At 68.9% G+C, this 14,784-nt stretch carries 15 protein-coding genes and 1 other RNA gene; 12 read left to right on the plus strand and 4 right to left on the minus strand.

Going from position 1 to position 14,784, the window contains the following annotated elements:
* Window positions 1–20: 20 nt before the first annotated feature.
* From ZRA01_RS01970 to ZRA01_RS20470, 3 genes are all read right to left on the minus strand, one after another.
* Window positions 21–386: a diacylglycerol kinase gene (locus ZRA01_RS01970; protein WP_141349078.1), complete on the minus strand. Its 366-nt coding sequence runs from the start codon at window positions 384–386 to the stop codon at window positions 21–23.
* Between the two features lie 129 nt (window positions 387–515).
* Entirely contained in the window at window positions 516–977 is a 462-nt protein-coding gene (locus ZRA01_RS01975) for a winged helix-turn-helix transcriptional regulator (protein ID WP_141349079.1), read from the minus strand.
* A gap of 136 nt (window positions 978–1,113) precedes the next feature.
* Window positions 1,114–1,659, minus strand: a complete 546-nt coding sequence (locus tag ZRA01_RS20470) for a Spy/CpxP family protein refolding chaperone (protein ID WP_170182870.1) — start codon at window positions 1,657–1,659, stop codon at window positions 1,114–1,116.
* Between the two features lie 268 nt (window positions 1,660–1,927).
* Between ZRA01_RS20470 and ZRA01_RS01985 the strand changes: the two genes are divergently transcribed.
* The 9 genes from ZRA01_RS01985 (at window position 1,928) to ZRA01_RS02025 (ending at window position 9,970) form a co-directional block, all read left to right on the plus strand.
* A complete protein-coding gene (locus tag ZRA01_RS01985; RefSeq protein WP_141349081.1) occupies window positions 1,928–2,617 on the plus strand; it encodes a response regulator in 690 nt (229 codons plus the stop codon).
* Between the two features lie 10 nt (window positions 2,618–2,627).
* Complete coding sequence (locus tag ZRA01_RS01990) at window positions 2,628–4,019, plus strand: HAMP domain-containing sensor histidine kinase (protein ID WP_246093254.1); 1,392 nt, start codon at window positions 2,628–2,630, stop codon at window positions 4,017–4,019.
* Between the two features lie 36 nt (window positions 4,020–4,055).
* Window positions 4,056–4,154: signal recognition particle sRNA small type (gene ffs / locus ZRA01_RS01995), an RNA gene on the plus strand.
* A gap of 112 nt (window positions 4,155–4,266) precedes the next feature.
* Window positions 4,267–6,291, plus strand: a complete 2,025-nt coding sequence (gene dnaX, locus ZRA01_RS02000) for a DNA polymerase III subunit gamma/tau (RefSeq protein WP_141349082.1) — start codon at window positions 4,267–4,269, stop codon at window positions 6,289–6,291.
* 41 nt (window positions 6,292–6,332) lie between these two features.
* Entirely contained in the window at window positions 6,333–6,656 is a 324-nt protein-coding gene (locus ZRA01_RS02005) for a YbaB/EbfC family nucleoid-associated protein (RefSeq protein ID WP_141349083.1), read from the plus strand.
* 20 nt (window positions 6,657–6,676) lie between these two features.
* Complete coding sequence (gene recR / locus ZRA01_RS02010) at window positions 6,677–7,273, plus strand: recombination mediator RecR (protein WP_141349084.1); 597 nt, start codon at window positions 6,677–6,679, stop codon at window positions 7,271–7,273.
* 22 nt (window positions 7,274–7,295) lie between these two features.
* The gene (locus ZRA01_RS02015) at window positions 7,296–8,495 is read left to right on the plus strand and encodes a CaiB/BaiF CoA transferase family protein (RefSeq protein ID WP_141349085.1); all 1,200 of its coding nucleotides are present in this window, start codon (window positions 7,296–7,298) and stop codon (window positions 8,493–8,495) included.
* Window positions 8,496–8,567: 72 nt separating this feature from the next.
* Entirely contained in the window at window positions 8,568–9,587 is a 1,020-nt protein-coding gene (gene galE / locus ZRA01_RS02020; protein ID WP_141349086.1) for a UDP-glucose 4-epimerase GalE, read from the plus strand.
* Window positions 9,584–9,970 carry a DUF2237 family protein gene (locus tag ZRA01_RS02025; protein WP_141349087.1) on the plus strand — a complete coding sequence of 129 codons (387 nt, stop codon included), beginning with the start codon at window positions 9,584–9,586 and terminating at the stop codon, window positions 9,968–9,970. Before galE ends, ZRA01_RS02025 begins: the two co-directional genes overlap by 4 nt.
* Window positions 9,971–10,450: 480 nt before the next feature.
* Here the strand turns inward: ZRA01_RS02025 and dacB are convergent, their stop codons facing one another.
* Window positions 10,451–11,875: a D-alanyl-D-alanine carboxypeptidase/D-alanyl-D-alanine endopeptidase gene (gene dacB / locus ZRA01_RS02030; protein ID WP_141349088.1), complete on the minus strand. Its 1,425-nt coding sequence runs from the start codon at window positions 11,873–11,875 to the stop codon at window positions 10,451–10,453.
* A 226-nt stretch (window positions 11,876–12,101) separates the two neighbouring features.
* Between dacB and petA the strand changes: the two genes are divergently transcribed.
* From petA to ZRA01_RS02045, 3 genes are read left to right on the plus strand one after another with little or no spacing between them, the layout of a single operon-like run.
* Window positions 12,102–12,695 carry a ubiquinol-cytochrome c reductase iron-sulfur subunit gene (petA, locus tag ZRA01_RS02035; RefSeq protein ID WP_141349089.1) on the plus strand — a complete coding sequence of 198 codons (594 nt, stop codon included), beginning with the start codon at window positions 12,102–12,104 and terminating at the stop codon, window positions 12,693–12,695.
* A gap of 3 nt (window positions 12,696–12,698) precedes the next feature.
* Window positions 12,699–13,961, plus strand: a complete 1,263-nt coding sequence (locus ZRA01_RS02040; RefSeq protein WP_141349090.1) for a cytochrome b — start codon at window positions 12,699–12,701, stop codon at window positions 13,959–13,961.
* 2 nt (window positions 13,962–13,963) lie between these two features.
* Window positions 13,964–14,731, plus strand: a complete 768-nt coding sequence (locus tag ZRA01_RS02045; protein ID WP_141349091.1) for a cytochrome c1 — start codon at window positions 13,964–13,966, stop codon at window positions 14,729–14,731.
* The last annotated feature ends 53 nt before the right edge of the window (window positions 14,732–14,784 follow it).

Raw genomic sequence — 14,784 nt, forward strand, 5'->3', positions numbered from 1 at the left:
ACGCAGTTCGGGCCGGTCTCTCAGGCTCGCATTGCAGGCAGCAGGGTGGCCAGGTAGGCCAGGCCGACGATCACCGCCACGACGCTGGCGACCAGCACCGCGCCGGCCGCCACGTCCTTGACCACGCCGATCTCCGGGTGCTGGCCCGGGTGCAGGTGGTCGGCCAGGGTTTCGATGGCGGTGTTGGCCATCTCCGCCACCAGCACCAGCCCGACCGCCAGCCCCACGAGGGCCCACCACAGGGCGGGCGCCCCGGTGAGGCTCAGAAAAATGCCGACCGCGATGACGGCCGCCCCGTGGGTGCGCATGCTGCGCTCCCGCCGGAAGGCCGTGACGATGCCTGCCCGGGCATAGCCGAAGCGGCGGAGAAAGCCTTGTCCCTTCATGCCGCCAATCTACGCCTGCCGCCAGCGGCTCGCCAGCGGGCGCGGCCCCTGCCGTGGCGGCCTGGGCGCCGGGGGGGCGAGCGCAGGCCGAGTCAGGGTCATGGGGCAGGGTTCTCGAGGAGCCAGGGATCAGGGGCAGACGTAGAGGCTTTCCTTCATCTCTTCCATCACCACGTAGCTGCGGCAGTCCACGGTGGCCGGCAAGAGGGCGTGGAGCCGGCACAGCAGCTCGTTGTATTCGCTCATGGCCCCCAGGCGCGCCTTGAGGAGGTAGTCGAAATCCCCGGACACCAGGTGGCATTCCATGATGTCGGCGATCTCGTCGAAGGATTCCCGCACCTTGGCGAGGATCTCGCGCGATTTGGCGGCGAGGCGGACCTCGATGAAGACCAGGATGCTTTGCCCGAGGCTGTGGGGGTTCACCCGGGCGTGGTAGCCGGAGATGATCCCGTCCCGTTCCAGCCGGCGGACGCGCTCGGTGCAGGGGGTGGCGGAGAGACCGATCTGGACGGCCAGGTCGGTCATCGTGATTCGACCGTCCTTCTGCAGGATTTCAAGGATTTGCCGATCGACGGCATCAAGGGTTCGCATTGTGTTCTTTCTCGTTGTGATTGTTGTTCTGTTCTTGTCATCACTACACAGACCCGGATTCAGGAGGCACTAACGCCCCCTGCCGGAGGGCGGCAAGACCGCTCCGGCAGGGGGGGGCTTTCAGGTGGAGCCGGCGTCAGAGGCGACGCGGGCCCGGGCGCTCGTCACCCGGCGCCGGGGGGCTCTGGCGGGGTGTCTGCCTGTCAAAGCGGTTTTTGAGCTCATCGGCCTTCTTGCGCTGTTCCGGGGTCAGGGTCTGGTAGATCTGGTTAAGGCTCGCTGCGCGCATCTGGGCCAAGGTCGCCATCGCCTGGGCGTTGGTCTCGCTCAGGGTGCGGACGCGTGCCTCATCGTATTTATCCGAGAACATGAGTGCGTGCAATTCGTAGTTCGCCTTACTCACCTCCTTGGCCTTGTCGCGCAGTGCAGGGGCTCGATCGTGCATGATCTTGAAGATCTTGTCATGCTGGGCGTCACTCAGATTGAGTTCCCGCATGAAAGGCGGCAGGTGCATGCCACCGCCGAAGGGGCCCATTTCGTCGTGCATCATGGCGCCGCCGGGGTGGTGCTGGCCACAGTGGCCGCCGCGCATGCCGCCCATGCCGTGGGCCATGGCGGGAGCCGCCAGGGCGATGCTGCCGGCGACGAGAAGGGTGCCGAGGATCTTGTTGTGGATGGTCATGCTGTTCTCCTTGATCGGGGGTGTCGGGTCAGGGGCCGGCTGGCCTCGTCTGATGGCTGAATCATCGGCCGCCGACGGGTTAAGGGCGGTTCGCGGTGCGTAAAAGGGGGTTAAGGCGGTGTTACGAAGCGGTTCGGCCCTCGCGCCCGGTTTGCAGGCGGGTCGGGGCGCGTAAAGGCATGTAAATGCGGGTAAAAGCTCCGCGCACGCTTTGGTACGCCGCGCGGCGGCTCGTATCATCGAGGCATTCCAGAAGGGCAGGTGCAGGATGAACAAGGTTTTGCTGGTGGACGACGACGTGGAGCTGGTCTCGATGCTGCGGGAGTACATCGAGAGCGAGGGCTTCGCGGCGGACGCCGTGCACGACGGCGAGGCCGGCGTGGCGGCGGCTCTGTCGGGGCAGTACGCGATCGTCGTGCTGGACGTGATGATGCCGCGGGTGAACGGCATCGAGGCGCTGCGCCGCATCCGCGCCCACAGCCAGGTGCCGGTGCTGATGCTGACCGCCCGGGGCGACGATGTGGACCGCATCGTCGGCCTCGAGCTGGGTGCCGACGACTACGTGCCCAAACCCTGCACGCCCCGCGAGCTGGTGGCCCGGCTGCGGGCGATCCTGCGCCGCAGCGGCGAGCCTGCCGGCGCCGATGGTGCGGCCGGCCCGCTGAGCGTCGGCGCGCTGGTGATGTGGCCGCAGATGCGCCGCGCCCAGTGGCAGGGGCAACCGTTGGCGCTGACCAGCACCGAGTTCAACCTGCTCGAACTCCTCGCCCGCAACGCCGGCCGGGTGGTCGGCAAGCCGGAGCTCTCCGAGCAGGGCCTGGGGCGGCCGCTGGCCCGCTTCGACCGCAGCATTGACGTGCACCTGTCGAGCATCCGCCACAAGCTGGGGGTGCGCCCGGACGGCCGTTCGTGGATCGAGACGGTGCGCGGGCAGGGTTATCTGATGGTGCGCGAGTGAGGGCGGGGCGATGAGGCTGGGGCGCCTTTTCTGGAAATTCTTCTTCGCGTTCTGGCTGGCGTTGATCCTGGCCGGCGCGGCGGTCGGCAGCGCGGTGTGGTGGCACCAGCAGGGCGAGCGCAGCCGCATCGAGGCCGAGCGCGACTCGGCCCTGGCCGGCGGGCCGCGGGCGGCGATGACGGTGTCGGCCGCCGCCGCGGTGCTCGGCCACGGCGGCGTGCCGGCGCTGCGGGCGTGGCTCGCCGACTGGCCGCGGGAGCGCATGCCGCTGCTGCTCTATGTGGTGGACGGCGCGGGCCACGAACTGCTCGGGCGCGAGGTGTCGGAGGCGGTTGTCGCCGATGCCCGCCAGCGGGCCCGCTCGGCCGACCCGCGCCGGCCGGCCCGCCAGGTGACGACGGCCGACGGGCAGGCTCACCTGCTGTTTATCCCCGCCGAGGCGGTGGGGCGCGACGTGCGTGGCTTCGGGCCACGCCACCCGCCGGAGCCGCCGGGCCTGTGGGCGCCGGTGTCGGTGGGGCTGGTGGCGAGCGTCTTCTTCAGTGCGCTGCTGGCCTGGTATCTGTCGAAACCTATCCGCAACCTGCGCTGGGCCTTCGGGGCGGTGGCCGAGGGGCGGCTGGAAACCCGGGTGCGGCCGCTGATGGGCAGCCGGCGCGACGAGATCGCCGACCTGGGCGGCGACTTCGACCGCATGGCCCAGCAGTTGCAGAGCCTGATCGGCGCCCAGCGCCGCCTGCTCCACGACGTCTCCCACGAGCTGCGCTCGCCCCTGGCCCGCCTGCAGGCCGCCATCGGCCTGATGCGCCAGGACCCGTCGCGCCTCGAGGCCAGCATCGAGCGCATCGAGCGCGAGACCGGCCGGGTGGACGAGCTGGTCGGCCAGCTGCTCACGCTGGCCCGCCTGGAGGCCGGCAGCCGCGACATGCACGAGGAGCAGGTGGATCTGGTCGACCTGGCCGCGGCGATCGCCGACGACGCCGGCTTCGAGGCCGAGAGTCTGGGCCGCAGCCTGCGCTTCGACGGCCACGGCGAGGCCCCGGCGCCGGTGCGCGTCGAGCAGATCCAGCGCGCCTTCGACAACGTGATCCGCAACGCCCTGAAGTTCACGCCGCCCGGCACCGGCGTTGACGTGCGGGCCGCGGCGGGCGAGGGCGGCTTCGTGCTGCGGGTGGAAGACCGCGGCCCGGGCGTTGCCGAGGCCGACCTCGAGGCGATCTTCGAGCCCTTCCATCGGGGCGGCAACGGCCACACCACCGGCGGCTTCGGGCTCGGGCTGGCCATCGCGCGGCGGGCGGTGCAGGCCCACGGCGGGCGCATCCAGGCCAGCAACCGGGCTGGCGGCGGGCTGTGCGTCGAGATTTTTCTGCCCCTTGTGCCTGCTGCGCTGCAAAAGGATTGACCCCCGGCCGGGGCAAGCTGTTAGAATCCGCGCCGTGGCGGGTCTCCCCGCATTGCAGCGCGGTGAACCTGGTCAGGGCCGGAAGGCAGCAGCCACAGCCGTTCCCTGCAAGTGCCGGGGGTCAGGCTCGCCACCCTCATTCAGAAATGGGCGCCCATCGTGGCGCCCATTTCATTTTGTGCGCCGCCACCGGGCGCGATTGCTGCCGGGCGCGTCTCGGCCGGCGCCGGCCTGTTAGAATCCCGCCATGGCTTATCAAGTACTTGCCCGCAAGTGGCGCCCGCGCAGCTTCGAGACACTCGTCGGGCAGGAGCACGTGGTGCGTGCCCTGACCCACGCGCTGTCCACCGGCCGCCTGCACCACGCTTATCTGTTCACCGGCACCCGCGGGGTCGGCAAGACCACCATCTCGCGCATCCTCGCCAAGGCCCTCAACTGCGAGACCGGTGTCACCCCGACGCCGTGCAACCAGTGCGCGGCCTGCACCGCGATCGACGCCGACCGCTTCCCCGACTACGTCGAGATGGACGCCGCCTCCAACCGCGGCGTCGACGACATGGCCGCGCTGCTCGACCAGGCGGTGTATGCGCCGGTGCAGGGTCGCTACAAGGTCTACATGATCGACGAAGTGCACATGCTCACCGGGCATGCCTTCAACGCCATGCTGAAGACCCTCGAGGAGCCGCCCGAGCACGTCAAGTTCATCATCGCCACCACCGACCCGCAAAAGATCCCGGTCACGGTGCTGTCGCGCTGCCTGCAGTTCAACCTCAAGCAGATGCCGCCGGGGCACATCGTCAGCCACCTCACGCGGCTGCTCGAGGCCGAGGCGGTGCCCTTCGAGCCGGGCGCGCTGCGTCACATCGCCAAGGCCGCCAGCGGCTCGATGCGCGATTCGTTATCGCTGCTCGACCAGGCCATCGCCCACGGCGCCGGCAAAGTGGAGGAGCAGGCCGTCCAGGACATGCTCGGCTCCGTCGGCGACGACCACCTGTATGCGGTGCTCGACGCCCTGCGCGCCAACGACGTGCAGGCCCTGATGAGCGCCGTCGACGCCATGGAGGCGCGCAGCCTGTCCTTCGAGTCGGCGCTGCAGGCCCTCGCCAGCCTGCTCCACCGCATCGCCCTGGCCCAGCTCGCGCCGGCGGCCATCGCCGACGAGTTCGAGGCCGCACGGCTGGCGCCCTATGTCGAGGCCTTCGACGCCGAGTTCCTGCAGCTGGCCTACCAGATCGCCATCCACGGCCGCGACGAGCTGCCCCTGGCCCCCGACGAGGCCACCGGCTTCTCGATGACCCTGCTGCGCCTGTTCGCCTTCCGCCCGACCCAGCCGGCCGCCCTCGGTGGCGTGCTGGCCGGTGGGGGCGGCGACGGCCAGGCCCGGCCGCTGCCGGCCGCTGCGCCCCGCCCGGTTGCGCCGGCGCCCGCTGCCGCGCCTCGCCCGGCTCCGGTTGCTGGTCCGGTGAATGCCGCTCCGGTCGCCAAGCCCCAACCCAAGCCCGAACCGGAGGCCCCGCGCCCTGCGCCGATGGAGGCGCGGGCGCCTGAGCCGGTTCCGGCCCCGGTCGCCGCAGCGCCCACTCAAGCAGCGCCGCCAGCGCCGGTGCATGTACCGCCGCCTGCGCCGGCCAAGGCCAGCGAGCCCGACTACGGCAGCAGCGTGCCGCCCTGGGAAGACCTGCCGCCGGAGGCCCACGAGAGCCTGGACGCGCCGGTGCGTCGTTCGCCCGAGCCGCCTTCTGTAGCAGCGACCATCCCCGAATCGTTCGCGTCTGAGCCCGCCGCGGCACCGCCTGCGCCTGCTCCCGTCAGCGTGGCGCCGGTCCTTGCCGCAGCGGCTTCCGAAGCGCCCGTGCCGGCTGCCGCCGATTCCGGCGAACCCTTGCCCGCCGACATCGACTGGCACGCCCTGCAGGAGCAGATCGGCCTTGGCGGCTTCAACCTGCAGCTCGCCCAGCACAGCGAGCTCGTCAGCGTCGAAGGCCGGCTCTTCAAGCTGCGTCTCGCCAATGACCAGCGCCACCTGCTGCAGATCAACCGCAGCGGCCCCGAGAAGCTCCAGGAGGCCTTGTCGGCCCATTTCGGCTTCCCGGTGCGGGTCGCCATCGAGGTGGGCGAGATCGCCACCGTCACGCCGGCCCAGCGCAACCAGGCCGAAAAAACCGAGCGCCACGCCGCCGCGGTCGTCGCCCTCGAGCAGGACCCCTTCGTGCGCGAGCTCATCGCGCGCTTCGATGCGACGCTGGAAGTGGCGTCGGTCAAACCCCTCTGATTCCCTTTGAATCTCACCCAACCCATCCGGAGAACAGCACCATGATGAAAGGCGGCATCGCCGGCCTGATGAAACAGGCCCAGCAAATGCAGGACAACATGAAGAAGATGCAGGACAGCCTCGGCAGCATCGAGGTTGAAGGGCAGTCCGGCGCCGGCATGGTCAAGGTCACCATGACCTGCAAGCACGATGTGCGCCGCATCGCCATCGACCCGTCGGTGATGGACGACAAGGAAATGCTCGAAGACCTGGTCGCCGCCGCCGTGAACGACGCCGTGCGCCGCGTCGAATCCACCACCCAGGAAAAGATGTCCGGCTTCACCGCCGGCCTCAACCTGCCCCCCGGCTTCAAGATGCCCTTCTGAGGCCCTGACGGCAGCCCCGCGTGAGCACCCCTTCCAGCCTCGACGTCCTCATCGAGGCCCTGCGCTGCCTGCCCGGCGTCGGGCCCAAGTCGGCCCAGCGCATGGCCTTCCATCTGCTGCAGCGGGACCAGCGGGGCGCCGCGCGGCTGGCCACGGCCCTCGGCCACGCGCTCGAGGTGCTGCGCCACTGCTCGCGCTGCAACACCTTCTGTGAAGACGAGGTCTGCGCCCGCTGCGCCAGCCCCCAGCGCGACGCAAGCCAGTTGTGCGTCGTCGAAATGCCCTCCGACCTGGCGATGCTCGAGCAGACCCACAGCTACCACGGCCTCTATTACGTGCTGATGGGCCGCCTGTCGCCCCTCGACGGCATCGGCCCGCGGGAGCTCGGGCTCGAGAAGTTCCTCGGCCGCGCCTGCGACGGGGCGGTGCAGGAGGTCATCCTCGCCACCAACTTCACCAACGAGGGCGAGGCCACCGCCCACATGATCTCCGAGCTCCTCAAGAGCCGCGGCATCAAGGTGAGCCGCATCGCCCGCGGCATCCCGGTGGGCGGCGAGCTCGAACACACCGATTCGGGCACCATCGCCCAGGCGCTGGTCGAGCGCCGTTCCCTCTGAGCCCCAAGCGGGCCTTCCCGGCATGAACACTCCATCGAAGCCCCTCGCCGGCGTCAAGGTGCTGGAACTCGGCACATTGATCGCCGGCCCCTTCTGCACGCGCATCCTGGCCGAGTTCGGCGCCGAGGTGATCAAGGTCGAGTCGCCCGACGGCGGCGACCCGCTGCGCCAGTGGCGCAAGCTCCACGAGGGTACGTCGCTGTGGTGGTCGGTGCAGGCCCGCAACAAGAAGTCGATCACCGCCAACCTCAAGCACCCCGAGGGCCTCGCCGTCGTGCGTCGGCTGGCCGAAGCGGCCGACATCGTCGTCGAGAACTTCCGCCCCGGCGTGCTCGACAAGCTCGGCCTCGGCTGGGATGCGCTGTCGGCGGCCAACCCCGGCCTGGTGATGGTGCGCCTGTCGGGCTTCGGCCAGACCGGGCCGTACCGCGAGCGGCCAGGTTTCGGGGCGATCGGCGAGTCGATGGGCGGGCTGCGCTACATCACCGGCTTCCCCGACCGGCCGCCGGTGCGCACCGGCATCTCCATCGGCGATTCCATCGCGGCCCTGTGGGCGGCCATCGGCGCACTCATGGCCCTGCGCCACCGCGAGGTGAACGGCGGGGTAGGGCAGGTGGTGGACGTGGCCCTCTACGAGGCAGTGTTTGCGATGATGGAGAGCATGGTGCCGGAGTTCGACGTGGCCGGCTTCGTGCGCGAACGCACCGGCAACGTGATGCCCGGCATCACCCCGTCCAACACCCACACCACCCGCGACGGCCGCCACATCATCATCGGCGGCAACGGCGACGCGATCTTCGTGCGCCTGATGCGGGCCATCGGCCGCCACGACCTGGCCGACGACCCGCAGCTCGCCAGCAACGCCGGCCGCGACGCCCGCGCCGCCGAGCTCTACGCCGCCATCGACGCCTGGGTCGCGGCCCACGACAGTGACGCGGTGCTGGCCGCGATGGAAGCCGCCGAAGTGCCGGCCAGCGCGATCTACTCGGTCGCCGACATGTTCCGCGACGCCCAGTTTGCCGCCCGCGGCATGTTCGAGTCGGCGACCCTGCCCGACGGCACGCCGATCCATCTCCCCGGCATCGTGCCCAAGCTGGCCGAGACCCCCGGCGGCACCGAGTGGCTGGGCCCCAAGCTGGGCGAGCACACCAGCGAGATCCTCGCCGGGCTCGGCTTCAGTGCGGAGGAGATCATCGCGCTACGTGAAAAAGGCGCAATCTGAGCGCTGCCCGGGGGCGGGGCGGGCGTGAGGCGCGCTATCATGCTGCCGTCCTTTGACTGTCCGGATCACACCATGCCCACGATTCTCGTCACCGGCGGCGCCGGTTACATCGGCTCCCACACCTGCGTCGAACTCCTCGCCGCGGGCTACGAGGTGCTCGTCGTCGATAACTTCAGCAACAGCAAGCCCGAGGCCCTGCGCCGCGTCGAGGAGATCGCCGGGCGCAAGCTCGGCGCCTTCTACCGCGCCGACATCCGCGACAAGGCCGCGCTGCGCGAGATCTTCAAGGCCCACGCCATCGACGCGGTGATCCACTTCGCGGCCCTCAAGGCGGTCGGCGAGTCGGTGGCCAAGCCGCTCATGTACTACGACAACAACATCGCCGGCACCGTGGCGCTGGCCGAGGTGATGGCCGAGGCGGGCGTCAAGTCGCTGGTCTTCAGCTCGTCGGCCACCGTGTATGGCGACCCGGCCAGCGTGCCGATCCGCGAGGACTTCCCCACTGGCCCGACCAATCCGTATGGCCGCACCAAGTGGATGATGGAGTTCGTGCTGTCCGACCTGGCCGCTGCCGACCCCGAATGGCGGGTGGCGCTGCTGCGCTACTTCAACCCGGTGGGCGCCCACGCCAGCGGCCGCATCGGCGAAGACCCGAATGGCCTGCCCAACAACCTGATGCCCTACGTGAGCCAGGTGGCGGTGGGGCGCCTGCCCCAGTTGCGCGTCTTTGGTGGCGATTACCCGACAAGCGACGGCACCGGCGTGCGCGACTACATCCACGTGGTGGACCTCGCCGTCGGCCACGTGGCCGCGGTGCGCCGCCTCACCGAGCGCCCCGGGGTGCTCACCGTCAACCTCGGCACCGGCCGCGGCTACAGCGTCATCGAGGTGGTCAAGGCCTTCGAAAAGGCCAGCGGCCGCCCGGTGCCCTACGAGATCGTGGCCCGCCGCCCCGGCGATGTGGCCCAGTGTTACGCCGAACCGGGCCTCGCCGAGCGTGAGCTGGGCTGGCGCGCCCAGCGGGGCATCGACGAGATGTGCGCCGACGCCTGGCGCTGGCAGAGCGCCAACCCGGAGGGTTACCCCGATTGAGCGCCGATCTTCCCCCCAGTGACGCCCTCAACGTGCTGGGCGGCCCGCTCCTCGCCTGCAGTTACGACCCGCTGACCGGCTGGATGCGCACCGGCTGCTGCGAGGCCGACGCCCAGGATATCGGCCGCCACCACGTCTGCGTGAAGGTGACCGAGGCCTTCCTCGAGTTCAGCAAGCTGCGGGGCAACGACCTGTCCACGCCGCGGCCCGAGTACCGCTTCGCCGGCCTCAAGCCCGGCGACCGCTGGTGCCTGTGCGCGCTGCGCTGGCGCGAGGCCTGGGAGGCCGGCGTCGCCCCGCCGGTGGTGCTGGCCGCCACCCACATGGACGCCCTCGAGGTCATCCCCTTCTCGGCGCTGAAGCGTCACGCCTACGAAGGCTGAAGTCGCGCCCGCCCGGCTTCGAGCTTCCCATTCCACCGTCCGTGCCGAACGGCCCCGGGCCGCTCCGAGCGCTCCTGCGATCCCCTCGGGGGCGGAAGTGTCGCGTGGTGGCGCTGCCGGGGGCCGTCCTCGCAGGAACGCGCCGGGCCGTCCCAAGCGTTTCTGCGACCCCTCGGGGGCGGAAGTATCGCGTGGTGGCGCTGCCGGGGGCCGTCCTCGCAGGAACGCGCCGGGCCGTCCCAAGCGTTTCTGCCACCCCCTCGGGGGGGGAAGTGTCGCGTGGTGGCGCTGCAGGGGGCCGTCCTCGCAGGAACGCGCCGGGCCGCCCCAAGCGTTTCTGCGACCCCCTCGGGGGGCGGAAGTATCGCGTGGTGGCGCTGCCGGGGGCCGTCCTCGCAGGAATGCGCCGGGCCGTCCCAAGCGTTTCTGCGACCCCCTCGGGGGGTGGAAGTGTCGCGCAGCGGCACTGCCGGGGGGCCGTCACCTCGCCGTAACCCACTCCAGCAGCGCATCCTGGGCATCGCGGGTGGCGCCTGCGTTGGGGTGGTTGATCATCAGCACGACCGCGTAGCGCTGGCCGTCACGGGCCAGCACGTAGCCGGCCAGGCTGCGCACGCCGTCGAGGGTGCCGGTCTTGATGTGGGCATGGCCGGCGGCAGGGCTGTTGGCGAGGCGCCGCCGGGCGGTGCCGTCGACGCCGGCGATCGGCAGGGAGGCCAGCAGCTCGGGCATCGTCGGGCTGCGCCAGGCACTCAAGAGCAGCTGCCCGAGGCTGTGGGCGCTGATCCGCGCGCTGCGCGAGAGCCCGGCGCCGTTCTCGATCACGAAGCCGCTGGTGTCGACGCCGCCCGCCCTCAGGCTCTGTTCGACGACGCGCCCGCCGGCCGCAACGGAATCCTGCTCCGGCTCGGCGGTCGCACCCAGGGTGGCCAGCACATGGCGGGCGATCACGTTGTTGGACCACTTGTTCATGTCACGGAGCACTTCCGGCAAGGGCGGGGAGCTTGTCTCGGCCAGCAGGCGGGCGTCCGGCGGCGTGCTGCCGGGCCGGAAATGCCCGCCGATCTCGCCCCCAAGCTCTTTCCACAGGCTGCGGAACAGGCCTTCGAACAGGCGCTCCGGCGGCAGCGGGGCCAGGTTCCAGTCGAAGGCCTCGGTGCAGCTGGCGGCGAGGCTGCCGCTGAGGCTGAGCCTCGTCACGCCGCCGGCCCGCGCGGTGCTCGCGCTGAGTTGGCTGGTGGGGTCGCCGCAGGCGCCGGCTTCGCCGCGGCGGATCCGGCTTTCGATGACGAGGCCCGCGGGCAGGGGGTCGCTGCGCACGCTGGCGCCGTCGGCGGTCGGCTCCACGCGCAGGCGGATCGCCCCGTAATCCACCGTCAGGGCGTCGGCGCCCACGTTGTAGGGGCGCAGCGGGCGCTGGTCGAAGGCGGCCGGGTCGTGGGGGGCGAGGCGGAACAGGCTGCGGTCGGTCACCACGTCCCCGGCGATGCGCCGGACGCCCTGGGCGCGCAGCTCCCGCAGCAGCAGCCACAGGCGCTCCCGCGACAGGCGCGGGTCGCCGCCGCCGGCGATATGCAGCGAGCCGTTCAGCACCCCGCCGCGGATCTCGCCGTGGGCGAAAACGCGGGTTCTCCAGGTAAATGTGGGGCCTAGCCGCTCCAGCGCGACCCGGGCGGTGACGAGCTTCATCACCGAGGCCGGGTTCATCGCCTCGCCGCTGCGGTGGCTGACGAGGGGGGCGCCGCCGTCCACCTTCTGGACGAGGACGGCCACCGCGCTGTGGGGGATGTTGGCGCGGGCCAGGCTGGCCTCCAGCGGTGCCGGGAGCGTGTCCGCCCTGGCCGCCGAAGGAGGCATCGCGAGGGTGGTCAGGAGTGAGGCGAAGAGAATCTTGCGGGCGAGCATCGGTGGGGGCGTAGGTGCAGGGGAGGGAGTGGCCTTTGGCGCAGGGTGGTCGAGCAGGGCTCGAGCCAGATTTAAACATCCTTTTTCGCGCGCTGCGACTGCCGAAATTCTCAATGCTGGCGGGGGTTTGCGAGGCGAAGCTTTTTTTGGGTGCGGCTTTTCGGTATACTTGCAAAGTTTTCCGTATTGCGATCTTCGAAGACTCTTTTATTGAGGTTAGTGGGCCATGAGCGTGGATCAAAAAGTGGATGGGAGTCGGCGCCAGCTGTTGCTGGTGACCTCGGCAGCGGGGGGCGTGGCCGCTGCGGCTGCGGCTGTTCCGTTTGTCGCGAGCCTGACGCCGTCCGAGCGTGCTAAGGCAGCCGGTGCGCCGGTTGAAGTGGATATCGGCAAACTCGCTCCGGGCGAGATGATGACTGTCGAGTGGCGTGGTAAACCGGTGTGGATCATCAACCGCACCAAGGAAATGCTGGACTCCCTCAAGAAGACCGAGGGCGAGGTCAGCGACCCCAACTCCGACAAGCCGATGCAGCCGGAGTACGCCAAGAACGAAACCCGCTCCATCAAGCCGGAAATCCTGGTGGCGGTCGGCATCTGCACCCACCTGGGCTGCTCCCCGTCGGACAAGTTCAAGACCGGCGCCGACAGCGGCATCGCCGCCGACTGGCCGGGTGGCTTCCTGTGCCCCTGCCACGGCTCCACCTTCGACATGGCGGGCCGTGTGTACAAGAGCAAGCCGGCACCCGACAACCTCGAGATCCCGCCGCACAAGTACCTGAGCGACGCCAAGATCCTGATCGGCGAAGACGGAAAGGCCTAAACGATGAGCAAAAACTCCCAATCGGTGATGGACTGGATCGACGCGCGTTTTCCGCTCACGTCGTCCATCAAGGGCCACCTCACCGAGTACTACGCGCCCAAGAACTTCAACTTCTGGTATTTCTTCGGCTCGCTGGCCCTGCTGGTGCTGGTGCTGCAGATCGTCACCGGCATCTTCCTGGTGATGCACTACAAGCCGGATGCCTCCCTGAACGCCGCCGGCGTCCCGGTGGCCTTCGCTTCGGTCGAATACATCATGCGTGACGTGCCGGGCGGCTGGTTGATCCGCTACATGCACTCCACCGGCGCCTCGGCGTTCTTCATCGTGGTGTATCTGCACATGTTCCGCGGCCTGCTCTACGGTTCCTACCGCAAGCCCCGCGAGCTCATCTGGGTCTTCGGCACGCTGATCTTCCTGGCGCTGATGGCCGAGGCCTTCATGGGCTACCTGCTCCCGTGGGGGCAGATGTCCTTCTGGGGCGCCCAGGTGATCGTGAACCTGTTCTCCGCGATTCCCGTCATCGGTCCCGACCTCTCCGTCGTGATCCGTGGCGACTTCGTGGTGTCCGACGCGACCCTCAACCGCTTCTTCTCCTTCCACGTCATCGCCGTGCCGCTGATCCTCATCGGCCTGGTTGCCGCCCACATCGTCGCCCTGCACGAAGTTGGCTCCAACAACCCGGATGGTGTCGAGATCAAGAAGAAGAAGGACGCTCGTGGCATTCCGCTCGACGGCATCCCCTTCCACCCCTACTACACCGTCAAGGACATCGTGGGCGTGGTCGGCTTCCTGATCGTCTTCTCCTTCATCGTGTTCTTCGCGCCTGAAGGCGGCGGCTACTTCCTGGAGTTCAACAACTTCATCCCGGCCGACCCGCTCAAGACGCCGCCGCACATTGCGCCGGTCTGGTATTTCACGCCGTTCTACTCGATCCTGCGTGCCGTCACCTACCCGCTGTTCGGTATCGATGCGAAGTTCTGGGGTGTGGTGGCCATGGGCGCCGCGGTGGTGATCATCGCGTTCCTGCCCTGGCTCGATCGCAGCCCGGTCAAGTCGATCCGCTACAAGGGTGGTCTGTTCAAGATCATCCTGGCGGTCTTCGTCATCTCCTTCTTCATCCTCGGCTACCTTGGCGTGCTGCCCCCCACCCCGGGCCGTACCCTGGTGTCGCAAATCTGTTCGGTGATCTATTTCGCGTTCTTCCTGCTGATGCCGGTGTACTCGAAGATGGACAAGACCAAACCCGTTCCGGAAAGGGTTAGCTGAAAATGAAAATCCGCGGAATCAGTCTCGTGAAAAAGCTTCTGGCTACGGCACTCTTCGCCCCGCTGCTCGCTGTCGCGAGCGGCCCCGAACTGCACCTGGACAAGGCCCCGGTGTCCACCGATCCGGCTGCGCTGGCCAACGGCGCCAAGCTGTTCGTCAATTACTGCCTGAACTGCCACGGCGCCAGCTACATGCGCTACAACCGGCTGCAGCAGATCGGTCTGTCCGAGTCGATGATCAAGGACAACCTGATGTTCACCGCCGACAAGATCGGCGAGCCGATGCGCATCGCGATGCAGCGCGAAGAGGCGAAGGTCTGGTTCGGGGCTGCCCCGCCCGACCTCACCGTGATTGCCCGTTCGCGCGCGTCCGAGTTCGGCAGCGGTGCCGACTGGCTGTACACCTACCTGCGCGGTTTCTACCGTGACAGTGAGCGTCCGACCGGCTGGAACAACGTGATCTTCGAAAACGTCGGCATGCCGCACGTTCTCTACGAGCTTCAGGGTGAGCAGGTCGCCAAGGTCACCGAGGCGGACGACGGCCACGGCGGCAAGGTCAAGACCATCGCGCTGGAGCAGGGCAAGCCCGGCAAGATGTCCAAGGAAGAGTACGACAAGGCGACCGCCGATCTCGTCTCCTACCTGGTCTGGATGGGTGAGCCGATGGCCGAAACCCGCAAGACGATCGGCACTGTCGTGCTGGCCTTCCTTGGTCTTCTCTTCGTCCTTTCCTATCTTCTCAAGAAGAATTACTGGAAAGACATTCATTAATCGGCTTGGTTTTGCCGATGCAGTCTCTTGCCGCAACTGAGCAAGACGCACCA

The organism is Zoogloea ramigera, assembly GCF_006539865.1.
In the GTDB taxonomy this organism is placed as follows: Bacteria; Pseudomonadota; Gammaproteobacteria; order Burkholderiales; family Rhodocyclaceae; genus Zoogloea; species Zoogloea ramigera.